Source organism: Desulfovibrio sp. UIB00 (genome assembly GCF_022508225.1).
Classification (GTDB): domain Bacteria; phylum Desulfobacterota; class Desulfovibrionia; order Desulfovibrionales; family Desulfovibrionaceae; genus Desulfovibrio.
This window is the reverse complement of the sequence record NZ_JAETXJ010000002.1, coordinates 132,927-156,922: the sequence shown is the minus strand read 5'-3', so window position 1 is coordinate 156,922 and position 23,996 is coordinate 132,927. Positions and strand designations below refer to the sequence as shown.

27 protein-coding genes are annotated in these 23,996 nt (G+C 48.5%); 21 read left to right on the top strand and 6 right to left on the bottom strand.

Annotation, left to right across the window (positions count from 1 at the left end):
• Window positions 1-12: 12 nt before the first annotated feature.
• The 5 genes from JMF94_RS03610 to JMF94_RS03590 are packed head-to-tail and all read left to right on the top strand — an operon-like array spanning window position 13 to window position 7,752.
• Entirely contained in the window at window positions 13-2,127 is a 2,115-nt protein-coding gene (locus JMF94_RS03610) for a DEAD/DEAH box helicase family protein (protein WP_240823816.1), read from the top strand.
• Entirely contained in the window at window positions 2,117-2,335 is a 219-nt protein-coding gene (locus JMF94_RS03605) for a DNA modification system-associated small protein (protein ID WP_240823815.1), read from the top strand. The genes JMF94_RS03610 and JMF94_RS03605 overlap by 11 nt, the downstream gene beginning before the upstream one ends.
• Window positions 2,332-4,314, top strand: a complete 1,983-nt coding sequence (locus tag JMF94_RS03600) for an AAA family ATPase (RefSeq protein WP_240823814.1) — start codon at window positions 2,332-2,334, stop codon at window positions 4,312-4,314. The genes JMF94_RS03605 and JMF94_RS03600 overlap by 4 nt, the downstream gene beginning before the upstream one ends.
• Window positions 4,314-4,685 carry a hypothetical protein gene (locus JMF94_RS03595; RefSeq protein WP_240823813.1) on the top strand — a complete coding sequence of 124 codons (372 nt, stop codon included), beginning with the start codon at window positions 4,314-4,316 and terminating at the stop codon, window positions 4,683-4,685. Before JMF94_RS03600 ends, JMF94_RS03595 begins: the two co-directional genes overlap by 1 nt.
• The gene (locus JMF94_RS03590) at window positions 4,606-7,752 is read left to right on the top strand and encodes a DNA-directed RNA polymerase subunit alpha C-terminal domain-containing protein (protein WP_240823812.1); all 3,147 of its coding nucleotides are present in this window, start codon (window positions 4,606-4,608) and stop codon (window positions 7,750-7,752) included. Before JMF94_RS03595 ends, JMF94_RS03590 begins: the two co-directional genes overlap by 80 nt.
• A gap of 468 nt (window positions 7,753-8,220) precedes the next feature.
• Here JMF94_RS03590 and JMF94_RS03585 read toward each other — a convergent pair whose 3' ends face one another.
• From JMF94_RS03585 to JMF94_RS03575, 3 genes are all read right to left on the bottom strand, one after another.
• Window positions 8,221-9,345: a site-specific integrase gene (locus JMF94_RS03585; RefSeq protein WP_240823811.1), complete on the bottom strand. Its 1,125-nt coding sequence runs from the start codon at window positions 9,343-9,345 to the stop codon at window positions 8,221-8,223.
• Window positions 9,342-9,584 carry a helix-turn-helix domain-containing protein gene (locus JMF94_RS03580; protein WP_159060421.1) on the bottom strand — a complete coding sequence of 81 codons (243 nt, stop codon included), beginning with the start codon at window positions 9,582-9,584 and terminating at the stop codon, window positions 9,342-9,344. The genes JMF94_RS03585 and JMF94_RS03580 overlap by 4 nt, the downstream gene beginning before the upstream one ends.
• 62 nt (window positions 9,585-9,646) lie before the next feature.
• Window positions 9,647-9,910, bottom strand: coding sequence for a hypothetical protein (locus JMF94_RS03575; RefSeq protein ID WP_240823810.1), 264 nt, complete (start codon window positions 9,908-9,910; stop codon window positions 9,647-9,649).
• An 86-nt stretch (window positions 9,911-9,996) separates the two neighbouring features.
• Here JMF94_RS03575 and JMF94_RS03570 point away from each other — a divergent pair, with 86 nt between their 5' ends.
• The 8 genes from JMF94_RS03570 to JMF94_RS03535 all read left to right on the top strand — a co-directional run bounded on the left by JMF94_RS03570 (window position 9,997) and on the right by JMF94_RS03535 (window position 16,699).
• Complete coding sequence (locus tag JMF94_RS03570; protein ID WP_240823809.1) at window positions 9,997-10,266, top strand: hypothetical protein; 270 nt, start codon at window positions 9,997-9,999, stop codon at window positions 10,264-10,266.
• Window positions 10,267-10,317: 51 nt separating this feature from the next.
• A complete protein-coding gene (locus JMF94_RS03565) occupies window positions 10,318-10,779 on the top strand; it encodes a phage regulatory CII family protein (protein ID WP_240823808.1) in 462 nt (153 codons plus the stop codon).
• Window positions 10,772-13,555, top strand: coding sequence for a toprim domain-containing protein (locus JMF94_RS03560; protein ID WP_240823807.1), 2,784 nt, complete (start codon window positions 10,772-10,774; stop codon window positions 13,553-13,555). Before JMF94_RS03565 ends, JMF94_RS03560 begins: the two co-directional genes overlap by 8 nt.
• Window positions 13,552-13,974 carry a hypothetical protein gene (locus tag JMF94_RS03555; protein WP_240823806.1) on the top strand — a complete coding sequence of 141 codons (423 nt, stop codon included), beginning with the start codon at window positions 13,552-13,554 and terminating at the stop codon, window positions 13,972-13,974. Before JMF94_RS03560 ends, JMF94_RS03555 begins: the two co-directional genes overlap by 4 nt.
• Before the next feature lie 79 nt (window positions 13,975-14,053).
• Window positions 14,054-14,590, top strand: coding sequence for a BRO family protein (locus JMF94_RS03550; RefSeq protein WP_240823805.1), 537 nt, complete (start codon window positions 14,054-14,056; stop codon window positions 14,588-14,590).
• Window positions 14,591-14,972: 382 nt separating this feature from the next.
• Complete coding sequence (locus tag JMF94_RS03545) at window positions 14,973-15,533, top strand: hypothetical protein (RefSeq protein ID WP_240823804.1); 561 nt, start codon at window positions 14,973-14,975, stop codon at window positions 15,531-15,533.
• A 690-nt stretch (window positions 15,534-16,223) separates the two neighbouring features.
• A complete protein-coding gene (gene yidD / locus JMF94_RS03540; protein ID WP_240823803.1) occupies window positions 16,224-16,427 on the top strand; it encodes a membrane protein insertion efficiency factor YidD in 204 nt (67 codons plus the stop codon).
• Window positions 16,428-16,453: 26 nt separating this feature from the next.
• Window positions 16,454-16,699 (top strand): DUF4177 domain-containing protein, encoded by a 246-nt coding sequence (locus tag JMF94_RS03535; RefSeq protein WP_240823802.1) that lies wholly within the window; start codon window positions 16,454-16,456, stop codon window positions 16,697-16,699.
• Window positions 16,700-16,863: 164 nt separating this feature from the next.
• Here the strand turns inward: JMF94_RS03535 and JMF94_RS03530 are convergent, their stop codons facing one another.
• Window positions 16,864-18,063, bottom strand: coding sequence for a pentapeptide repeat-containing protein (locus JMF94_RS03530; protein WP_240823801.1), 1,200 nt, complete (start codon window positions 18,061-18,063; stop codon window positions 16,864-16,866).
• A gap of 666 nt (window positions 18,064-18,729) precedes the next feature.
• On the opposite strand from JMF94_RS03530, the gene JMF94_RS03525 reads away from it, so the two are divergent.
• From JMF94_RS03525 to JMF94_RS03490, 8 genes are all read left to right on the top strand, one after another.
• The gene (locus JMF94_RS03525; protein WP_240823800.1) at window positions 18,730-19,113 is read left to right on the top strand and encodes a hypothetical protein; all 384 of its coding nucleotides are present in this window, start codon (window positions 18,730-18,732) and stop codon (window positions 19,111-19,113) included.
• A 77-nt stretch (window positions 19,114-19,190) separates the two neighbouring features.
• Window positions 19,191-20,099 (top strand): DUF2971 domain-containing protein, encoded by a 909-nt coding sequence (locus tag JMF94_RS03520; RefSeq protein ID WP_240823799.1) that lies wholly within the window; start codon window positions 19,191-19,193, stop codon window positions 20,097-20,099.
• A gap of 44 nt (window positions 20,100-20,143) precedes the next feature.
• On the top strand, window positions 20,144-20,944 hold the full coding sequence (locus JMF94_RS03515; protein WP_240823798.1) for a hypothetical protein: 801 nt from the start codon (window positions 20,144-20,146) through the stop codon (window positions 20,942-20,944).
• 276 nt (window positions 20,945-21,220) lie between these two features.
• Window positions 21,221-21,439, top strand: coding sequence for a hypothetical protein (locus JMF94_RS03510; protein WP_240823797.1), 219 nt, complete (start codon window positions 21,221-21,223; stop codon window positions 21,437-21,439).
• Window positions 21,436-21,909 (top strand): hypothetical protein, encoded by a 474-nt coding sequence (locus JMF94_RS03505; protein ID WP_240823796.1) that lies wholly within the window; start codon window positions 21,436-21,438, stop codon window positions 21,907-21,909. The genes JMF94_RS03510 and JMF94_RS03505 overlap by 4 nt, the downstream gene beginning before the upstream one ends.
• Entirely contained in the window at window positions 21,906-22,367 is a 462-nt protein-coding gene (locus tag JMF94_RS03500; protein WP_240823795.1) for a hypothetical protein, read from the top strand. Before JMF94_RS03505 ends, JMF94_RS03500 begins: the two co-directional genes overlap by 4 nt.
• A 62-nt stretch (window positions 22,368-22,429) precedes the next feature.
• Window positions 22,430-22,654, top strand: coding sequence for a type II toxin-antitoxin system HicA family toxin (locus JMF94_RS03495; RefSeq protein WP_240823794.1), 225 nt, complete (start codon window positions 22,430-22,432; stop codon window positions 22,652-22,654).
• Between the two features lie 34 nt (window positions 22,655-22,688).
• A complete protein-coding gene (locus tag JMF94_RS03490; RefSeq protein ID WP_240823793.1) occupies window positions 22,689-23,084 on the top strand; it encodes a type II toxin-antitoxin system HicB family antitoxin in 396 nt (131 codons plus the stop codon).
• A gap of 39 nt (window positions 23,085-23,123) precedes the next feature.
• Here JMF94_RS03490 and JMF94_RS03485 read toward each other — a convergent pair whose 3' ends face one another.
• Window positions 23,124-23,696, bottom strand: a complete 573-nt coding sequence (locus JMF94_RS03485) for a hypothetical protein (protein WP_240823792.1) — start codon at window positions 23,694-23,696, stop codon at window positions 23,124-23,126.
• A 52-nt stretch (window positions 23,697-23,748) separates the two neighbouring features.
• Window positions 23,749-23,991, bottom strand: a complete 243-nt coding sequence (locus JMF94_RS03480; protein WP_240823791.1) for an ogr/Delta-like zinc finger family protein — start codon at window positions 23,989-23,991, stop codon at window positions 23,749-23,751.
• Window positions 23,992-23,996 lie beyond the last annotated feature (5 nt).

The window sequence follows — 23,996 nt, the reverse complement described above, 5'->3', positions numbered from 1 at the left end:
GGTGACATAGCAATGTCAATCTTTGACCACGACACAGAAAACAAGTTCACAGCCAACTATGGGGATTTAAGCAGTTGTGTATTTGAGACAGAATATCGTACTGCTAAGGAACATCCTATTGAACAGTTCTACATTAAATGCCTTAGGAAGTCCCAAAGCTATCGCCGTGCCGTGGGTTATTTTAGGTCTACCGTATTTACAGTTATAGGAATACCTGTTGCTGAATTTGCAAAACAAGGTGGGCAAATTCAGCTTATATGTTCCCCCAACCTTGAGCATGATGATGTCGAGCAGATTGCGCTTGGCTATCGGCTTCGATCAACCACTGTGGAACGTTCTTTGATATCGCAGTTTGACGCGTTATTGAGTGATACGCGTACATTCATGGGGGCTAGGGCCCTTGCGACATTTATATCTTTGGGATGCCTGGAAATCAAATTAGCAGAGCGTATTGGACAAAGAGGTCTCTATCACGAAAAGTTAGGACTTTTTTCCGATAGCTCTGGAAATACCGTAAGTTTTAAAGGTTCAAGCAACGAAACGTGGAATGGATGGCACGACAATGGAAACTTTGAATCCATTGAGGTATTTTGCAATTGGCGAGATGGCCTAGAAAAAATACGAGTTCAAAAACATATAAAACATTTTGAGTCACTTTGGTCTGAAAAAGACCCACATATATCTGTCACAAAGTTCCCTAAGACCGTCGAAGAATATATGAAAAAATTTTCTGCATCTGATATAAATGAGCTTTTGACATCTACTGACACTACACATTCTTTCTCTACAAGAGAGGGGTTACCTCATCAAATATCCGCGATATCCGAATGGGAAAATCATGGCCGTCGCGGAATCCTTGAGCATGCAACCGGAAGTGGAAAAACTTTCACCGCACTTCTTGCTCTGCGCAAACATCTCCAGCTTGGATTGCCCGCGTTAATACTTGTACCAAGCGTCCTACTCCATGAACAGTGGGCAAGAGAAATAGCCATGGAATTACCTGATACGACAGTACTTCTTGCTGGGGGAAGATTTGACCGATGGAAACAAGGGGATCGCCTCAAAAGTATGACAGATCCTGACCCCGCCCTTGGGCCCCGCGTCGTTTTAGCCATGATGCCCACTGCGTCTCAACCACTATTCCGCAGTAAAATCTGTGCCGGTGAGCACCTATTGCTAATAGCTGATGAAGTTCACCAACTTGGCAGTCCAAGGAATTCAAAAATATTTGATTTAAACGCTGGGGCGCGACTTGGATTAAGTGCCACTCCAAAGCGTTATGGGGATCCTGAAGGCACTAACCGCTTATTTGCATTCTTTGAAGGCGTAATACCACCGCCCGTAACATTACAAGATGCAGTAAAAGCTGGCAGACTTGTTCCTTATGAGTACCATCCACATTCTGTTCACCTTACCAATCTTGAAGCCGAAGAATGGCGCAAAGAGAGTCGAATGATACAATTGGAGGTGGCAAAACAACAGCTTGATACTAATGGAAATAGAGTCTTAAGCGAACGAGCAAGAATGCTGCTAATTAAACGCTCAAGAATTGCAAAAAAAGCTTTTTCTAAAGTTCAGTTAGCGTGTGATGTTATTAGGAAGTACTTTGAAGAAGGCCAAAGTTGGCTCGTCTACTGCGAGGATAGTGGTCAGCTAAATGACATTAAAATCTCGCTACATGAAGCAGGTTACACGCCGCTTGAATATCATTCTAATATGAGTGGCGATCGTGATGCGACGATGGGGTGGTTCAAAAGATATGGAGGAATTCTGATCTCCATAAAATGTTTAGATGAGGGCGTCGATATTCCTGATGTTTCGCATGCGCTAATTTTGGCCTCGTCACAAAATCCACGACAGTTTATCCAACGAAGAGGGCGTGTTCTAAGAAAATCACCAGAGAAGTACATCGCTGTTATCCATGATGCTATTGTTATTCCAGTTGACGTAGAAAAAGAACCAGAGCAAGTGAGCTTGCTTAAAGCAGAGTTATTACGGGCGATTGAGTTTGCCAATAATGCCGTCAACAAAGCTGCAGGGGCAGAATTGCGTTCTATTGCAATTAATCTAGGCATTAACCCTGACGAAATAATGGGTGATGTAGGGAGTGAGGAAGATGAACTATAAAAACGATCATAATATTGCACTTGAAGTTCTCCTCGCCGTTCGTACAGAGCTAGCTCAAGAGATTGATGAAAAACTTATACATCAGTGTTTTGAGATACAATACAAACATCAATTCAACCAATCCAGAGAACAATCATCCTCTGCGATGGAGCGCTTAATTGATGCAGCAATTCCTGACAATATTGAAGCAGAAGGCAGAAATTCATGAAGCTCATTAAATTGACAATGAAAAATTTTATGCCATATAAAGGCTTAAATTCTATTGAATTTCCCATGGATGACTCGCGCAATATAATGCTCGTCCTGGGCGACAACATGCGCGGAAAGACATCGCTAATAAATGCCCTTCGATGGGGTTTTTACAATACCGCAATGGGGCGACATTCTCGCCCAATTCCTCTTCAGAATATTATTAATAAAGATGCTGCCGCAGAAGATGATTGGGAAATTGAGGTGCACATTGTATTTGAAGAAGAAGAGCATATATATGAACTCCGACGCACCGCAGAGAAACGGCCTCAGATAACGTGTCCAACCAAACCGGATGACTTTATAGTAACCCCATTCCTATCTCGTGACGGGGTTATATTACGTGGTGATCAGTTTGAGTCAGAAATAGACAAAATAGCACCCGAACAACTTTCCCGTTTTTTTCTTTTCGATGGCGAACTGCTTGATCAATATGAAGAGTTGCTTGTGGAAGGTAGTGAACAAGGGAGGCAAATAAAAGAAGCGATTGAGCAAGTTTTGGGGGTTCCTGCGCTCATTAATGGTAGAGATGAGCTTGGCGCTATTTTAAAAGCAGCACAAAAACGACAAAATCACGATCTTTCACAATTCGATTGCCTTAAGGCACAAGCCGAAAAAAATGCTAGCCTTACCGCCCTGCTTGACACACACGAAGGAGACCTCAAGGATCTACAAAAGAGATTGGAAAGTATAAAAATTGAACGAGAAAAGCTAGAGGACGATCTCGACGCTGCAGCATCAGTTTTAGCCTTAAAAGCCAAGTTGGATGCTGCAAAAGATACTGCTAAAACACAGCAAGAGCTTGCTTCAAGAAAAAAGATAGAGCGAAAGGCTTTGCTTGCAGAATCATGGAAAGATCTTCTTTCAGCAAAGCTGAATACAAAACGGGATATTCTTACATCTCGCCAAAAAAATTTATATGATACATTAGTCAAGCAGTCGCACCTCGACGCAGAGATAGCTAACATAAAAAATATACTCAGCACAAAAGAATGCCCCACATGCCAGCAACCTTTTCCTGAGAATTTACGCGAACAACTCGGAACAAAATTCGGAAAGCTTGAAGCAAAAAAGTTTCAGCAACGGGATGTGCAGCTAGAACTAAATGCAATATCCGCTCAACTCGAGATCCTCAATAAAATTAAGGGAGTTAATGCAAAGGAAAGGTTAATTTCAATTGACCGTGATATCCGTAGCGCAGAAGTTGAGATGCAAAAATCTGAGAACGAAATAGCACGGATTGAAGATCAGATAGCCGGGCATGACACTGCAGAGCTTGCAAGAAAAAGAGTATTAAAAGATGATAAATTTAAAGAAGAAGGACGATTAACTGAATCTATTAAAAATAAAAGCTGTGACATCCAGCAAGTGAAAGAGAAGCTTCTAGTTTCTCAGAAAGCAATTGAAGGATTAGCTGGAGCCAGAAAACAAAAAAGCACTTTAAAAGTATCAATGGTAACCGCTCTGGAAAAAATCTTTCAAGTAAGCATCGAACGCCTGCGTGATCGCCTTCGCAAAATTGTAGAGCATTTTGCAAATGAAGCTTTCATAAATATGATATCACAAAAGGCCTATCGTGGGCTTGTAATTAATGACAGCTACGGCTTGAGCATCCTTGACAGTCAAGGTCGTAAAGTCTCAATCCGCAGTGCTGGGGCAGAACATATTGTTGCACTTTCATTGATTGATGGCCTTAATAGGACAGGCCGTGCTATCGGACCTATTATTATGGATACTCCTTTTGGTCGTTTAGATCCGAAGCATAGAGATAATATTATGAATTATTTGCCAAAAGTTTCTAGCCAATTTGTACTTCTTGTTCACGGTGGGGAGATTCGCCCTGAAACAGATCTTGCTTCGATCAAACATAAAATCGGTGCTGCTTATGAAATTATGGAAGTCACAGATACCCAATCTAGGATTGAAAGGAAAAAATGATGACAGAGCTTACGACCATTGGCTTATCTGAAGCTGGCGATACTAAGCTTGATGAACTTAAAGAACTTGGAATTTTTGCGGAAAAAATGGACGGATATCGCTTTGCAGTAGCTCTTGGCATCGCACAAGGTGTTGTTCCCCAGGAAATAGCCAAACGAAAGCCCTTTCTCAACATAGGCTCCCTAGATCCAGATCAACTATTAAAACAGAGCGTTGAGTCTTTGTTCGAAGATGACCTCAGAGAAACCACCCCATACAGGCTAATTGAGCGTTTAGCAGAATGGGGGGTTAATGAACTTTATGCTCAAGCCCAGACGAAAGATATCGATTTTGTTGCGCTCTTGGAGCAAGTTGAAAACAAGGCAAGTTAATATGGCAACTCCTCTTCGGGCTTTTTTGATGCTGCGCCATGCAACTGGAATATGGGATGTAGAAGTACACCGAGACCTTGAACCTCTTCTAAACTCGTGGGAGCAGCAGAGTGACGGAGAGACAACTGCTATAGTCCATGTAGGATTTTTCCGCTCACCATCAAATACATTTGACTGCTGTGCACAAAGATTTCCTGGTCATGTTTTGCTCACCGGATCTGCAAAATATGCACTTCCGCATGGCTTTGAAGCAAGTTCAAACCCGGTCGATAATATTGGAGATACCCCTATCTTTTTGGCGACTAAAGGGTGGGGATACAGGATTGATGAAGTTACTGGCTTAGGATCTGCTCAACCGAGTCAGTACTTTAAGGAAAAATGGCTACAGGCGTTTGTAGACTCCAATGTTTGTTATGTAGGCCCATTGCTCGAAGCTGGGATAACTGACGACCCATCATATATGGAGCATGAGCATATTCTTGAACATAGCCTGCGAAAATTACTAGGTGAATTTCGGTTAACATACTTGATTGGTGACACGAAAAATGATCCATGCCTTTTCTCCAACAGCGCTCCTCCTTGGTTGATAGAACAGACAATCCACTCATTGAACCTAACTGTTAGAATTTTAAATGTATTTCAAAAAAATAATATTACCTCTATCTCTGATTTACAAAAGTTAACGCTTAATCACTTGCTAAATTTTTCCAATTTTGGCTGGACTTCTGTAAGGAAGCTCATGGACGCTTTGCTTTTGGCGCTAAAGCGTGGCCCACTTGTTGAGATCAGCAACGGTATTCAAACTTTTCTTGAAGATACTTCCTTACTTTCTGCACTTCCGCATGGCTTTGAAGCAAGTTCAAACCCGGTCGATAATATTGGAGATACCCCTATCTTTTTGGCGACTAAAGGGCGGGGATACAGGATTGATGAAGTTACTGGCTTAGGATCTGCTCAACCGAGTCAGTACTTTAAGGAAAAATGGCTACAGGCGTTTGTAGACTCCAATGTTTGTTATGTAGGCCCATTGCTCGAAGCTGGGATAACTGACGACCCATCATATATGGAGCATGAGCATATTCTTGAACATAGCCTGCGAAAATTACTAGGTGAATTTCGGTTAACATACTTGATTGGTGACACGAAAAATGATCCATGCCTTTTCTCCAACAGCGCTCCTCCTTGGTTGATAGAACAGACAATCCAATCATTAGACGTATCAGACAAAATTTTAAATGTATTTCAAAAAAATAATATTACCTCTATCTCTGATTTACAAAAGTTAACGCTTAATCACTTGCTAAATTTTTCCAATTTTGGCTGGACTTCTGTAAGGAAGCTCATGGACGCTTTGCTTTTGGCGCTAAAGCGTGGCCCACTTGTTGAGATCAGCAACGGTATTCAAACTTTTCTTGAAGATACTTCCTTACTTTCTGCACTTCAGAGGACACTGTCTTCCCTCCCTACTCAGCAGGCGGACGTACTTAAACGGAGGATGGGATTAAATTGTTCACCTCAAACACTCGCTGAGATCGGCAACTCATATGGAGTTACACGAGAACGCATCCGTCAGATCGAAGCAAAAGCGCTAAGACGCCTGCTAGCAGTTGAGACATGGGACGACTTGTTGAGTAGCAAACTCCACAAACTGCTAAATGGTCGTGATTACCCTCTCCCTCTACTGGGTGTGGAGGCTGTTGACCCATGGTTTGAAGGAATCGGCGACTACCCTGAAGTCATCAGATATCTTTTAAATAGCATAACAGATGGATGTATTTCCCTTATTTCAATAGATGGCATTGAATATTTTTCCTTTATGTCGTCTGGCAAGTGGGGTGCCCTACAAAAAGAAGCCGTTCAACTGTTAATATCCGGAGTAGATCAACAATGGTCTGAAGAATTTTGCAAAACTATAATAACTGCGCTCGTTCCTGCAACTGCTTTAGAGTTCTCTAATATTTTATGGAAAAAGACTTCAGCACACTGTGCCTTTTCTGAAAAAGATGGAATAAGAGTTCTTCAAATGCAAGGGCGTGGTACTGAGACCGCGGTGTTTTCTGTTCTTGATGAAAGCCCAACCCCGTTGCACTATAGCCAAATTGCAGATCTTGCCTCCAATCTTTCAAACAAGCCAATTGACCAACGCCGAGCCCTTCAAGCAGCCAGTAATATTGGCATCCTTTTTGGTCGAGGTACATATGGATTACCCAAGCATTTAAAAATAGAGGAGGAAGAACTAGATTCTCTTGCTAGCGATGCAGAAAGTTTGGTTTTTGACAATGATATGGAAAGACAATGGCACTGCGATGAGCTTATAGAACTTCTTCACGATACCCCAACTCCTGTTGACAAATTTCACCTCGATTTTGCTCTAAAGAGGCGTGGCAATTTGCGCAATCTTGGCCGCATGGTATGGGCGATTCCTGGAGCCTTATCTGAAGCTAACCGCCTAGAAGTACGAGAAACAGCCCTCACCGTTATTCGTGCTGCAGGTCGACCGCTGTCAACTGTAGAACTCAGACAGCGAGTTTGTGCAATTCGTGGCGTTTCTCAATATTTTCAGTTGATAGGAGCAGACCCATTGCTAAGGGTTGGAACCTCCCTTTGGGGGTTAAACGACCGAGATTTTACGACAAAAAGGGAATATCAGCCAAGATTACTTAGCGAGCTTGTAGATTTATTACAAAAACGCACTACCGGTATTCATATTTCAGAACTAAGAGACATGCTAGTTGTTGAGGTGCAATATTCGCCTGATGAAATTTTTGGATTATATGTCCTAGATCCACGCCTTGCAGTAACACAAGGACAGGACAAGTATATTTTTCTACGTGAGTGGAATGAACCTCGTCGTGAATCGGCTACTGAAGCAGCAAAAAATATTATGAAAATGAATGTACTAAAACCTGTACATGTTGATGTTCTTGCGTCTTTAGTGAGCAAGCGGATCGGGCGTACTGTACACTCGTCATTTTTATATGGAGCACTAAAAGCGATAGATGCTCGCTTATTAAGCCCCTGCATATGGCAGTACGACGGCGAAAAATCAACAGATGAAGAAATGTAAACTCAATATTACAACTAATTTCTGATACTATCATATACATTACATTTTTATAAATGGATGCATAACAATTATATGCAGCATTTTAGACTCAAACTAAAAGATTTATAAATCATGATAGAGCCTTCTTATTAGAACTACTGCAGCGCTTCACATATCACTCCACACATCAAATCGCGCACCAAACGCCCCCATGTCCGCAAGCGTTTGTATCGTTGATGCAATTTTTTAAGTTGTGGCCATGTGGCGCGATATTTTTAAATATATATCATATAGTTACAGTAATTTTCTGAAAAATTCTACCACACGCCACTTTTGGCGATTCCATTCAACGCAAGAAAGGGATAGTCGGGCTTTCACCTAACTATCCATTTTTCTTGGATATATGGTCGGAGCGAAAGGATTCGAACCTTCGACTTCCTGCTCCCAAAGCGGACCAGCTTACACGTAACACACTAAAATATTTATAATTCATTCTTTTTTGGTTTTAGGCGGAGCAACGGGATTACGGCGTTTCACGGTCGACTGAGGTGGCCTGTGTATCCTTTTGTGTATCCTCGCGTTATCAGCCACTCTGGAGCCCAAAGGCGCAGGCTTGAAGGCCATGGCGTCACGCATGGCGCCGGGCAAAAGATGATAATACCATTCCTGAGTTGTCGCGATCCGGCTATGGCCAATCATGCGGGAAACCGCCGCCAAGCCTGCGCCGCCGTCCAGCAGCAGAGTAACGAAGAGGTGGCGGATATCATACATGCGCACATGGTACGGCAGCTTTGCGCGTTCTTGCGCACGCTTGAAGGCCGTCCGCGTAGTTTTGACCCCACGCCCGCGAAATTCGATCACATACTCGGATTGAGCCTCTTCGCGCTTTTTTTGCAGCTCCAGGCAAAAGGCTGGCGTGATCGGGATAAGCCTGTTTGCCAGCACCGTCTTTGTGCCTGGTATCCGAATCAGGCAACGCTTGAAGTCCACGTGGAGCCACTTGATGGCGTATAGCTCTGAGGGGCCTGGGCGCGCGCCCACTTCCCACTCAACGGCAATGGCCCACTGTAGATGCGGCGCGGCGCATTGATACAGTTTTTCCAGATCCTCAACCGTCAGCAAAAGTTCTGTGCGCGGCTCGGGCTGCTTCTTCCACGTTGAGAGCGGATTACCCGCCGTAAGCTCGTGCCGGGTTCCGTAGTTGAAGCAGGCATACAGATACCCAAGGTAGCGCTGCCGCGTGGCCAGCTTGACCTCGGCCAGATGTTTCTCGGCCATGTTCATGACGTCCGAATACGTCAGCCCGTCAACGGGCGCATGGCATAGCTCTGGCAGAAACCTCTTGTTGAACAGGGTTTCCATCTCCTCAAGCCAATCCGGCGACTTGCCCGCGAGCTTGCGATCGCACAAGTAGGCCTGCGCAAGCTGATCCAGATACAGCTTGTCACTGGGGCGCTTGCCCGATGCCTTCTGCTCCTTGATCTCCCTGTCCCGCACCCTGGCGAGCTTCTCGGCGTCAGGCCCAACCCCGATATACTCGCTCCTTGCGTTTTTCTCTCCCGGCACACGATAGCGAACAAACCACGTTCCATTGGATTTTTTATGAACGCTCATACTTTCACGGGCGTAAAGCGTACTGATCTCGACCGGAATCCTCCCCGGCCTTTCAGAAAGCAGTGAGGGTTTTCCATAAAAGCCCGCAAGTCCTCTTCGGCATACTGATTACGGGCTGGCCCGTACTTGGGAATGCTGTATTTCTTCACATATTCGCGGAACGTTCTTTCCGAGCGATTGACGAACTGCGCGGCCTGTTCCTGCGACAAATACGGCGATTGAACAATGCGTCCAGACATAGGCACCTCCTAAAGGCACCCATACTAGGTTCATTCCGCCTACATTTCAATAATTAAAACGGTCAATCCAGCCTATCCTTAACTTCCTGCATGACCTCCCACACCAAGGCGGGGAATTCCATCCCCAGCGCTTCAGCCATCATATAGGCCTCGCCTATGCCCAGCCCACGCTTGCGGTCTTTTTCCCGCGTAGCCCGCCAAGCCCTAGAGCCAGAGCCTTCCCCAAAGACCCGCCGGCCAAACTCGGAATGCGATATCCCCGCAGCCTCAACGCGCCTCACCATTGCCTCGACAAACAATTTTTCAAACCGTTCTGATTTTTTCATACACCCACTATAGAGGGCATTTCGCCCTATACAAAGAGGCGAAATTCGTCTTGACATATTAGGTCAAGTCCACCTATTTAGAAAACATGAAAACACGACTCCACACCCACATTGAACGGCTAAGGCTCTTCCACGGTTCCTACTCGCAGGCAGCGCGGGCCATCGGCATGGATGTTCGCAGCTTTCGCAGGGGCCGCAATTGCAGCATGTCCAAATCCGCCGGGCTGCACATTATCGCAGAGGGCAAACTGCTCACCCTGCGCATGGTGCTGCGCACGCTGATAAACGATGGCACGGTAAGCCCTCTGGCGATCCGTCAGGCGCTGCGCAAGGCGCTGGGCTCACGGTCACAGTAGCCTACGTGGAATTTCCCGCAATCAAACGGACTTTTCCACAAAGGAGCTACCATGGAAGAACTGGCCCACCTTGCCCCGGAGGATGTTTTTCGGCTTGCCATTGCACGCAGCCAGTACCCTCTTTCCGTCCTGGCCAAACGCCTGAATGTCAGCCCGGCATTTCTGCGCCGCGTTACCTCCACAGAAAAATACTTCCCCAGCTTTGTGGATATCCCGGGCTTTTGCGTTGCCGCGGGTAACACTCTGGTCATTGAATGGCTACTGGCCCGCGTCACCGCAGGCAACACCGTGCTGCCTGCAATCACGCCCACGTTCCTGCATAATCAGGTTCTTTGCCTCACAAGCGACCTTGGGCACGTAGCTGACCGCATCATCCGCGCCACGGCAGACAACCGCATCACCAAGGCCGAGAACCGCGGCATCCTCAAAGAAGTGCTGGATCTGGTGGAGGTCGCCACCGCCCTTGCCGCCGCCCTGCGCGACCACGACAAAAAAGTGGGCCGCCATGCCTAGGCAGAACTACTACCCCGAGATTGTGGCGGCCCTGCTGGCCTCGCCCTATTTTCAGTTCAAAGATTCCGGCGAATACCTCACCAAGGGCCTTTGCCCCCAGTGCGGCGAAAAATCGCTCTACATCAAAAAAGACCGCCCCCTGGTGATCGACTGCAACCGCAAAAACAAGTGCGGATTCAGCGAGACAGTGCGCGAGGCCCTGCCGGAGCTGTTTGACGACTTCGCCCAAAAGCACCCGGCCACGCCGGAGCACCGTGACGCCACGGCAGATGCCTACCTTGGGCTGAACCGTGGCTTCGACCTGGCCAAGATCCGTGGCTGGTACGAGCAAAGCAGCTATCCGCTCGGCAACGGGCAGGATGTGCCCACCGTGCGCTTTTATCTGGACGCGGCAAAAACCCGCTTTTGGGAGCGCATCATCGGCAAAGGGAGGGATGGGCAAAAGGCCCATTTTGGCGGCAAACGCAAAGAAGACCACACCCTCTACAAGGGCGACGTGTGGGCGCCCCCCGGCTTCACGCTGGAGCGCCTGGAGGAATGCTTTATTGTTGAGGGCATCTTCCACGCCATTGCCCTTTTCCATGTGGGCGTCAAAGCCGTGGCCGCTTTCTCGTGCAACAATTTTCCGCAGAATTTCTTTGAGCAGCACGCGCAAAAAGGCGTCCGGTGGATATGGGCGCTGGATCCTGACGCCGCCGGAAAAAGCGGCATGCGCAAGCACCACAAGCAGCTCAAAAACATGGGCGAGCTTTCCACCGTTTGCCTTGCGCCCTCGGGCAACGACTGGGATGACCTGTACCGCGCCGGGCGCATCACCCCGACCCTTCTGCGCGCGGGCAAGCACAACGGGCGGCTGTTTCTGGCTGAATCCGTAGAAGAAAAGGCCTACTACACCTACCTGAAAAAGCAGCGGGATTCCTTCATTCTGGATTACCGCAACGGCCTCTACGACATAAAGCTGGAAGGCGCGTTTGCAGAGCTGCTGGAACCTCTGGTGGAAGAAGCCCGCCAGCAGATATGCGAGGCCCAGCAGGCCCAAAAGAAGCGTGAGGAAGAGGCCGCAGCCACAGAGCCAGCGTCACCCGCCACGCCACCCACTTCATCAGCCGCCACGCCGCCAGAGATCAACCAATCCCAGGACGCCCGCGAAACCGCCCTGCTCTCAACCGAGGGCCGCGCGCTGTTTATGCAGCACGTGCGCGTGGCGCAGATCTCAAACGTGTGGCCGCAGTTCCTTTACATGAGCCGCAACGAGATTCTGGACGAGCAGCGCTACGTGTTTTCCATCGACTACGCCAATGGCCAGGCGCAAGACGTCATTGAGCTGGAAGGCACGGCCATCACCTCGCCAGACAGCTTTCACAAGGCCCTACTCAACCGATCACGCGGCGGCACCTTTGACGGCGATGTGCGCCACCTCAAGACCCTGCGCTCGTGGTGGCTCGATAACCGCATGCTCACCGTCACCGCCGTGCCCTACATCGGCTACGACAAAACCCTTGAGACCTACATCTTTCAGGATCACGCCTGGCACAAGGGGCGGCGCATCGATGTGAACCCGCAGGGCTACTTCACCATCCGCAGCCGCGGCGTAAAATCCAGCCTTTCCGGTTTGCAGATCAACACCAGCGGCAAGTTCAACCCCGGCTGGATAGAAAACTACTCCAGAGCCTTTGGCATGCAGGGCATGTGTCTGCTGGCCTTTTGGCTTGGCTCGCTCTTTGTGCAGCAAATACGGGCCATGCACAAAAGTTTTCCCTTTCTGGAATACACGGGCGAGCCGGGCGCGGGCAAATCCACCGCGCTGGAGTTCTGCTGGAAGCTGGTAGGCCGGGATGATTACGAGGGCTTTGACCTGCTCAAGTCTTCCGTAGCAGGGCGCAGGCGCGCCTTTTCGCAGGTATCCAACCTGCCTGTGGTCATTATTGAATCTGACCGCGACTCTGGCGAAAAAGACGCCCGGCAAAAGCAGTTTGGCTTTGACGAGGTCAAACCATTCTGGAACGGGCGCGGCACAGGCACCCTGGGCGTGGCCAAGCGCGGCAACGATACGGACGAAAGCCTGTTTCAGGCCAGCCTGATTATTTCGCAGAATGCGGAAGTGGACGGCAGCGAGGCCCTGCTGCAACGCATTGTGCACTGCCACGCCGACAAAAAGCACCATAGGCCCGGCACGCGGGAGATTGCCCGCTGGTTTGAGCGCCAGACAAGCGAAAGCGTTGGCGGCTTCTTGGGTGCCGCCCTGTGCCAGGAGCGCCGTATTCTGGAGGCCTACGAACAGGCCTTTGACAGCATGGAGCGCGACTTTACCGCCTGCGGCATCAAGAACGAGCGCATTGTAAAAAACCACGCGCAAATCGCCGCCTGCGGATCCGCCCTGCGCCTGCTCTTTCCCGGCGTGACGGCGCGCACGGTGGAGGGCATGGCCCAATACCTGAAAGACCGCGCCCACGTGCGCGAGCGCCGCGTGGGTGCGGATCACCCCATGCTCGAGGCCTTTTGGGAGGCCTACGACTACGTCAACTCGCGCGGGCCGGTCAGCGAGCAGCTCAACCACGCCAAGGATACAGAGGGCATCATCGCCCTCAACCTCAATCACTTTCGTGAAAAATGTCAGGATTACGGGCAGGCCTACCCGGATGTGGGCATGCTCAAAAAGCTGCTGCCGCACACCCGGCGGCATAAATTTGTGGAGAGCAGCAAGTCTGTTCGCTCGCGCCATGAGCAGACCCGCATCATCAAATGCTGGATTTTTGAAAAGGGAGACCGCGCATGAACATGTTTTCGGGCAGCACGGCCCGCAGGCTCTACATCTGCACATCCACGCGCAACCTGGAGGCCTACCGCCGGCTGCAACAGGCCCTGGAACTTTCCCGCTATGAGGTGCTGGACTGGACGCGCTTTTTACCCGCGCCAGGGCCGGGCTTTGACCAGCGCAAAAACGAGGATCCGCACGGCGCTGCCTTTGCCTTTTGCAGCAGCGCCCTGGGCAGTGCGGATTTGATCGCCTACATCGGCCCCGGCGGCTGCGATGCCTCGGCGGAACTGGGCATGGCCTTTGCCTCTGGCGTGCCCGTGTGGGGCGTGCCGGGGCCCAATGAACAGCCCGGCGTGATGATTAAGGGCTGCGTGACAAGATGGTTCCCCACACTGGACGCGCTGGTGGAAGAACTCACCCGCTGGCGCGGCTGGTGAACAAAAAAGAACAGCCCCGATGGGCGAGGCTGCTCAATAGTATGGTAACCAAACTAACTAACTGAGAGGAGCATACGCTATGAACACGCTCATGTCATTCATTTTTGATGAAGCTCAAGTCCGCGTCCACCAGGACGAAAAAGGCATGCTCTGGTTTGTGGCCAAGGATGTGTGCGACATTTTGGGCATTGCCAATGTTCCCGATTCGGTCGGCACACTGGATGAAGACGAACGGATTACTATCGGTAATACCGATAGTAATCCCCGTGAAGGGATTCCTCATCAGCTCAATGCCGTGTCCGAATCTGGCCTCTATGCACTCATCTTCCGCTCACGCAAGGCAGAGGCAAAAAGCTTCCGTAAATGGGTCACGTCTGAGGTTCTGCCCTCCATCCGCAAGACCGGCGGCTATGATCTGCGCCTGAATATGGACGAAGTTAAGCAGATCATGCGCTTGCCGGAACCCTACAAGCGCGAGGCCTTCCGCCGCTTGCTGGCCCAGGCTGGCAAACATACGGACAAAGGCGAAGGTGCGCGCCTTATGCTCAATATTTGCGGCGTGTTTGCCGCTGCCGAAACAGGCTCCCCCCTTAAGCAAACACAAATGACGCTCTAGCCTTCCCGCCTCTGCATACCACGGGGTTCCATAGCTATTGCCGATGGAACCTCCCTTGGAAGACGACCCGAACATGAGCCTTAGCCAGATGGACAACCTCATGATGACCATACCTTAAGACTGAAAGGGTCATAAACCGATTATAACCCTTGAAAAACTACCCTAACCAATTGGTATGGTAATCCGCACTAAGACCTCCCACACCCATTCAGCTTCATAAATGAGAATGGCCTGCAAAGCCTCCTCTATCATTCGCCCCCCTGCCCCGCGCTGGCTCACCTTCCGGCGCGGGCTTACGTTGCTGGCATTCACTCTCTTGATAAAAGCAATTTAGGTTTTTATAATCAGTTAAGCCAAACTGATCCCATAAAGAGGTACAACAATGAGCGTTAACGAAGAACTTCTAACTTCCATGCTTGATACATATAAGAAAAAGGTTGATGAAGCTGTTGACAGCATAGCACAGACAATTTTCAAACAGTGTTACCAAGGATCGGAGGCGCTTGCTAAACTAATTGAAAAAAGCGTTCAAGAAAAAAATATTCCTCAGATAAGCCTTGACGTGATAAATCTTAAATTATTTTTGTCCCATAACATCGGCGGCATTCAAATACACGTACCCATTTATTCTTCAGGGTTACCAAACAAAGATTTAAATTCTACATACAAAGAAATGCTATCACCACTTGAGTTCTCTTATTTACCCAATAAAGTTATTTGCATTACAGAGTCTGGAGGCTCATACGAAGAGGCCGTTGAAAAAGCAAAGCCACTAATTGACACTTTGAAACTATACACAAAAGTAACTAAAAATATTTTTAATGATAGCCGTAATAACCTTGCGGGTACTTTAACAAAAAAAGTTAAGGTCAGCATTGACGAAGTCGATGCAAAAAATAATCTGTGCAAGAAACTAAAAACGCGCCTGCTTCAAGACAGCTAACACCCATAGCCCCGCAAGGGGCTTTTTTATTACCCCCTGCCCCCCCTCACGCACGTGCATACACGCGCGAGAAAGGGCGGCATTTACCCGCCAAGGGGGGTCTCGGAAAGAGGTTACAACTGGCACAAATTTTCAGAATCATCATTATTATTTGTTATTGCAGATAGATATATGATTTCATAAACTTCTACATTCTGGTTACAAAAGGTAACATTGTAACCATTTTTTGTGCCCCTCGCTGGTTACACCAACATGCTTAATTTATTGAATGTTACCTTTCATGTAACCTTTTGTTACCGTTTTGGGTTACAAGGATACGTCATATATTTCAGCATGTTGAATATTAAAAAATATACTTGTGCCAGTTGTTACCCCTTTCCGAGACCCCACCCCCCGCGGTAGGCCGCTACCCCCATTCCTCCCACGCCGCCTTACACCAAAAACATTTAAAATTCTTTTGGTGCATAAAATATTTTTTACAATAACTATGTAAAAAATGTTTTATGCACTTTATTTTTTCTTCTTGACAAAAATATATATTCCAAGCCTAAGCTAAAACCATATTTTCAACCCGCATTGACACAGAAACAACTAGCTTAACGGGCACATAAAACCATAATCATGGCTTTGTGGTTTTATATAAACATATAAAATTCATAATTTTGAATTGCACTTTTATTGAGGCATGCTATGATGAAGACGTGTATTATTGCATGTATTCGCTGGTACCAGCGGCAGCCCTGCGCGCTGCACGCCCGGTGCCGCTTTGAGCCGACCTGCTCGGAATACATGGCTCTGGCAGTGCAAAAATACGGCGCACTGCGGGGGCTTTGGCTTGGGGCAAAGCGCATTGCGCGCTGCCGCCCGCCCAATGGCGGCGTGGATCATCCGTAACCGCAACCAGAAGAAAGGAAAGCGTCATGGACTTTGAGTACAAAACCGTTCCCGCACCTATGGTACTGAGCATCAAGACGGAAAAGGAAGCCGAACAGGCCATCTACAGCTTCGGCAACATGATCAACCGCGAAGCCCAGGGCGGGTGGGAATTCCACAGCATGGAAACCATCACCACGGAGGCGGCCCCGGGCTGCTTCAGCGGCGGCAAGCCCAACACCAAGCCCTACAACATGCTGATCTTCAAACGCGAAAAAATGCCGCGGGATTAGACCGAGCGCTTACCACGCCAAACGCAAAAAGCCGGATTGCTCCGGCTTTTCTGCGTTTTAGTTCAGCCGTGGACATTTCACCAGGTGAAAAAGGGTGGAGTGAAGGAGTCGATCGTATAGGGCAAAACGTGAAATCCTAAATTGAATGGGAAGAGTTATCTGCCCTATGGCCTTTTCACCTTTACTTTTTTGTTGCGCGGCTCACCTGGCCCCATGCTTTGAAAAAGAATTCCAAGGCGAGTTACCAGCACTGCCAGCATGAAGTAGCCTACAATGAGGTTGCAGCTAACCACGAGCATGCCTGCCAAAACTGGCCTTCCGTTTTCTATGGCAACGTTGATGTTACTAAAGCCCAACGTCACCATAGTAGACGTGGCAAAAGCCAACATTTGCAAAAAACGTTCAGGAAGCGGGGCGTCTATAGGAGTATTATTTACCATCAGCATCCACGGAAAGAACGTGTACAACAGCGTAAACAGCAAGATAAAAAAGATAAAATATCTGATCACTCGCCCAGTGCTGTAGCCGTAGTCAGAGACATGCCAGAAAAACCGGACCGGACAGAGGTAAAGCCATGCCAGCAGGCTAGACAGTATCGTACTCACCTTCTGCCAGCCATTAATCAGGAAGACCTGCTGTAAGGACTCTGCCTGTTCCACATATTGTTGTTTCCACGCAAGCCGCCTGATGTTATATTCCATCCGTGCCCGTTTGTCTGGCTCAACCATAATGCTTCCAAGAGCGGTGTAAGAAAAATCACTGGCGTCATCTATGGTACAATAAAAAAAATTCGTGGAAGTGCTGAACTGGGCATAGCGAAAATTTGCCCCCTCGCACTGCGCCTTCACAAAATACGCACCCTCGCAATGCGCCTCACGAAAATTCGCCCCCTCGCAATATGCCCTCCAAAATATCGCCTCCTCGCAATGCGCCGCCCCAAAATCCGCACCCTCGCAATGCGCCTCACGAAATTCCGCCCCCTCGCAATGCACCCCCAAAAAATTCGCCCCCTCGCAATGCGCCCACCAAAAATTCGTCCCCTCGCAATGCACCAGCAAAAAATTCGCCCCCTCGCAATGCGCCTCACGAAAATTCGCCCCCTCGCAATGCGCACCCCAAAAATTCGCCCTCTCGCAATGAGCACCAGAAAAACTCGCATGCTCGCAATGCGCACCTCGAAAATCCGCTTCCTCAAGATGCGCATCTCGAAATTTAGCCCCTTGCAGCCAAATTTCCACGTCTAGATTCGCCTCCCGCCAATTATTCCACTCCGCCATATTCTTTTTTTTACTGCAGCGGAGGAGCCTGGCATATTGGTCTGGGTCGCAAAAGAGCTCCTGCTTTGGCTCTTGAATATCGCTCATAATACGCATCCAATATTTTGCAGTGAGGAGTAAAAATACATCAACAGCTGAAATTCCATGCGGCACAGCACCAATTTGTCGGCGCAACCAGAATTCTTTGTGGGTGCAACAGCACTGTATGCGTATACCTAAGACCTGCAGATGGCGGCAAGGCCTATCGTGGCTCCGGGTGTCCGGATTGAATACTGTAAAAACAGAAGATGTACTTTTCGCGGCAAGTCTACGGCTGCGTTAGCATTTGAGCATGGGCCTGATAAGGCCGACTCGATTGGAGAAGCCCACGAATAATGGGCATATTGACTGCTTTACCGTGGAATTACGGGCTATCTGTTTAAACCAGAACGGAATTCTGCGCCGATGCGAGGCCGAATAACAGTTGGCGCATGGCGACAGGATTACAACTAGCGGCGGCAACACAGCTCACCGTGTCACCTAAACCGGAAGAATTCCGAGCAATGAATATAACCTGCAACCCATTGGGAACCACGAACTTACGAGTCGTCTACGCAGTGCGATTAGGTTAATACGACCCATACAATTTAGCCTAATCCACTGATGATCTATTGTAAAACTGTTAATCCGTAGGAGTTACCTTCCTATCCTTCCTTTCTGGAAAATGAAGCCCATTTTGCGCTATGCTGTTCCAACTCAAAAGGAAGGACAGCCATGACAAAAAAACGGACTGATCCATTTTGCCCGCCAGACAAAGAGGCGCTCTATGGCTGGAGCTTGAACGTATCGGGCTTTGCCATCTCAAAAACGCTGTTTAGTAATCCACAAGTTTTTTCCACGCGGCGGGAGAACTGTCTGGCGCTTCTTGCCAAGCATGATGTGGTTGCCCTGCGCGATGTGAGTGAAAGATTTAGAGCTTTGCTGACCAACTACGACTATGCAACGGGAACCCCGCAAGAACAGAAGGCCATCCTTGCCTCTTGGCAAGAACTGCGCAGCGAGTTTGAAGAGTATGCAGACGCCATTGAGCGTAAATACCCATTGTTGACGCGCACTTTTAGCATTACCTACATCATGCAGACGGACTATGATTGTTGAATCCAGGGGCTAGCCTTGAGTGCCATGCTTTTGTGAAGGCGATGATTATCTGAGCAGTGAAAGAATAGGGGGAGGTCATGACGCAACCCGTGCCGTCAGTTTTGTACAAGTATATGCCTGAAGGGCGTAAAGATTTTTTTGACAATTACAAGTGTGAGTTAACTCTACTTGGTGACATGGACATATTGTTTGACTATGCCGTTGGGCTAGCTGGCGCGATCAACCCAGCAATCAAGATTTCTTCTATTATTAAAGAGCACGAAGCTTCAGATGAAAAGTTTTTTAGAATCCCGGAAGACCATGAAAAGGGATTCCTTAACGGGGCCATAAAATTCTTTTGCCCCTTTATAAACGATATAATATCAGAACAAAAAAAAAGGGAGGCAGTACAACAAGCAGTAGATGATACTGTAAAAATTAATGAAAAAGAACTGCCCAAGTTAATCGCAAATTTCCGAAAAAAATTTTACCAGACTCGAATACTAAACTTAATTGAACATAACAACTCAGTTGCCATATGGACTACCTATGCATATCGCGAGGCCAACACGGCGCATTCAGGTTTTATGCTCGGCCTTGATACAGAACACACTTTTTTTCATCGCGAAAAAGGCATTACATCTGAACTACAAAAAGTGATGTATCCTTCACCTTCTCGCAAATGGTATGTATCAGACCTGTTAGCCCCAAACAGGAATGAGGCAAAGACCGCAAACGATCTCCAAGCCTTGCTCCACACAAAGAATGAAAGTTTTTCATTTGAGCATGAGTGGCGCACTGCGATGGTTACACCGTCAAGCACACATGCGAGCAACACAGAAACTATTCCCTGTGATATGATAAAGAATGTTTACTTAGGCGCACGCGCAAGTTCAGATCTTAAAAAAACAGCTTTCTCTTTCTGCAACAAGCACGCAATACCCTTATTTCAAATGATTCCTTCTAGGCCAGGCACCCTCGAACCAGAGTTGGTTCTGCTCCTCTAGACCGCCCGTTATCTGTATTTAAATTAGATGTATTGGTGGGATGCATGAAAAAAAATAAAAGGCAAAGAAAGCGTGAAAACCTATCACGTAAACCCAGAGAAGAATGGATTTACGCCACAACGGTTGGTGAAACCACAAGCCTTGAAATTTCTGTTAATCCGAAGACTGGCGCAACTTCGTTTGGCCAGCCAATGGAAAACGCTTATGCTGAAATTTCCCATACAAGGGACGGTAAGACAGATAAAGTGATTCAACGAGTATATCAAAATCCTGATATGATAAATTTTGAAACGGACAATATTCTGTTCAACCGCGATAAGCTGCTCTTCATTGACACAAATCAAAAAGATTTTTTTGGAATATATTTTTCAGTTACAGCAGTTACTATATTCAGAGAAAATAATATTTTTCTACTTGCATTTATTGTTAGAGCCGCAAAGGAAAAATTTGAGGAACGTAAATTTTGGTATTATGCGCTACGATGTCTCGTTTCTCATGGGCTTATTACACTACATGAAAAAATAAATATTTATGTCGATTCTCATCTTGGAATTATTGCAAAAATAAATTCCAGATCTGAACCAATGTGCGAAAATATATTTCTTCCTCAAAATATGATGCTACATTATGCAACAGCAGATAAAGGAACAGAATACAATGCAAACAGGGCCTTTAAATTAACGGATAAAATGGCAACCGAAGCTTTGAACAATCTTGCCCCCAAATTGCCACAGATGATTAGCAACGCACCTTTGCAAGAACATGTGTATTTCTTTGAAAATTGGGGCAGCGAACCACAATCAATCCCACTCTGCATGCTCTATAGCCCACCACCGTGGGAATAGCCGCCCCCTTGACGCCCACCTCCCATTTCCCCTAATCTCTCCACACGGTGCCTAAGAACACCATTCGCTGGCGGCTGGCCATTCCGTTATAAGTGGCTTTTTTTGCGCCCGTCGTGCATCCTGCGCACGGCAAAGGGCTATCATCGGAGTATTGCTCCGGGTGTGGGCTAATAGAATACCCTTCGGGGGAATATGCCCGCCGTCCAGCGACGGTTCTTAGCACCCGGAGTTTTTGCGTCTTGCGAACTCCCATAAGAAACTCTCGCTGGAGGCCATATGTCTACCCATTCCTTCCTCACCCAACGCCTTGCCCTGGCTCAGGAGCAACAACTGGAACTCGCCATGCTGGCCGAGCACGCCAAGCGCGGCACAGGCCAGCAGCGCCGCCTTGCCCTACAATGCATCTCACACCGCCAGGCCGAGCTTGCGGCAGATATGGCCGCAGTCGCCCGCATGGCCGCCCCTGCGACAAACACGCGGAGGGCAGCAGCATGAACAGCAAGCTGAATATCCTCCTCACCTGCGAAGACACCCTCATGGCCTCGCAAGGCAAGTTGCGAAAGGAACTGAATTCGCTGATTTTTGTCACGCAAGACATGCTGCCGTGCTTTCCCCGGCAGCAGAAAACAAAAAAGCACCTCATGCAGTGCAATGCCCTCGCCAAGCAGGCTAGGCAAACGCTCCTGACCATTTGCTGCATCGATGATTTTTCAGAGTTGCAGCGCGTGTCGCAGGATGTTTCCTTATGGACAACCGACCTGTTGGATCCATGCCGAAATCTGACCCTGGCCCGGTGGCAACACAAGCGGCATTCCAGGCCCAAGCATTACGCCTTGCGCTTTCTTGAATGCGCCCTCTGGACTCTGCATCTGCGCGCAATGGCAGTTTGTTCCGCCATTGGGGATGTTACGGATGCGCAAAACGCCTATGAGGCTGCCAAGCAGCAAAGCGAGGCAGCCGCATGAACAGCACCAACATTGCCCACACCGCCCGTCAGGGCATCAGCTATGCAGATGCGCCCGCCGTTCTGGCAGGGCTTGCCCGCATGCGGGAAGATCTGGCCGACCTTGCCGCCGAGCTGGATCCGGCCATGCAGGCCGTAACCCACGCCACCCAATCGCCGGAAGACAAGGCCCGGGCGCTCCGGGCGCTTCAGACTCAACAGGCGCAACTTGTCTGGCTGGCTGCGGATACCGGGGCCATGCTCGCCGCCCTCGCCCCAACGGAGGAAAAAGCCATGCCCATACCCCACTCGCAGCACCGCAAGCCATCCCCTATCCTGCAACTGTACAGGCTGGCAGCCTCACTCAATCACCTTGGCGCCACCCTGCCAGAAGAACAGGGAGGCCTGGCCCTGCTGCTGAGTATGATCGGCGCGGAGATATCCCACTGCGCAGAGAGCCTTGACGAGGCGGACGCCTAGCCGCCAGGCGCCCTGCATGCGGGGTGCTTCTTGCAGACTAAAAACCATACGCATCATGCGCATTGCCGATTGACTTCAATGCGCATGATGCGTATAAATTTTTCATGACAACGCGCGAACTGCTAAAACGATTGGCAGGGGCAGGCTTTGTAAACAAAGGGGGCAAAGGCCATGATAAATTGGTGCACCCGGATGGCAGGGTCACAGTGTTGCCACGGCACAAGGGCGACATCGCCCCCGGCACGCTGAGGGCCATAGAGCGCCAAACCAAGGTAAAGTTAAGCTAACGGGAGGGGGATTCCCCTCCCCTACGGAGTATATATGCTGTATCCAATTATTTTGCATAAGGACGAAGGCAGCGCCTACGGTGTAACCGTGCCGGACTTTCCCGGCGTGTTTTCCGGCGGCGATACCCTTGAGGAAGCCCTGGCAAACGTGCAGGACGCTATCGAATGCTTTTATGACGGGGAGGAAAACGTCAATCCTCCCTCGCCTTCCGCGCTGGAGGCCGTGCTGGCCTCCGAAGACGCCCAGGGCGGCGCGGTGGTGCTGGTGGAGGTGAACTTTGACTTTCTGGAAAAGAAAACCGTGCCCGTCAATATCACCCTGCCCCTGTATATGCGCAACCGCATCGACCACGCCGCCAAAACTCGCGGCCTGAACAGATCGCAGTTTTTGCAGAAAGCCGCCCAGCAGTATATGGACGCCGCCTGCTAGATACGCGAAGCCCCGGTTCTTCCGAACCGGGGCTTTCTATTAAAAAAGAACATCGTATTCATCCTGCGGGAATCTTTCCTCTTTGATGTCCTTCTTACTATAAACTTTTTGAAACTTCTTAGTGCATCCCGTTAGCTCATCTGACGCGACAGCTATAACAAAAATTTTTGAATCAGGACGATGGTCGAATAGCTCCTCTAAAACATTTCCGCCAAAACTACACGGATATTCCATTATTTTTCTTATAGGGCCGTACTCTCTCAGCAGCTTCGTATCACAGAATCGTAAACTTTTTGTAATTGACCTTCGTTCAAAGAGCAATCTACCTTCATCTATATTTATAATAAATTCTTGTACACGTGATGGATCATCAGGAACGATTCCAGGAATTCTCAAAATAGCCTGAACATTAAAATTAATTAAATTTCTTTTCCGAGTATTTGTTATCTTTATTAGATAAACATTTTTGTTTGTATGACTTTTTACTTTAGCAATATAGTCTCCAAAAGTAATTTTTGGAGGCACAATCTTAGTTTTCCATAGCCATATTAAAATAGCTGTAACTGCGCCTCCAAGGACACCATAGCCTAGCTGCTCAAAAAAAATTGACATTAATCCCCCCCTCACAACTTAGATAATCATTCCCCAAAAGTCGCTCATGCCCCTACCTCAGCACCGCGAACAGACTCAAAATCTGGCCGGGGCTTTGCTGTTGCAGCCCGGCGCGCACCTTCTCCGGCAAATCCAGCGCGCTGGGCGAGATGGTGTGGGAAAAGCTCAAATCCATCACAAAACTGTGCCCGCACTCCGGGTCGCCGCACAGGCAATACAGTTTGCGCGTGCTGCCAAGCTGTTTGCTTGTGCGTATGATGGCCCGGTGCCCGCAACGTGTGCAATAAATGCGCATGAATC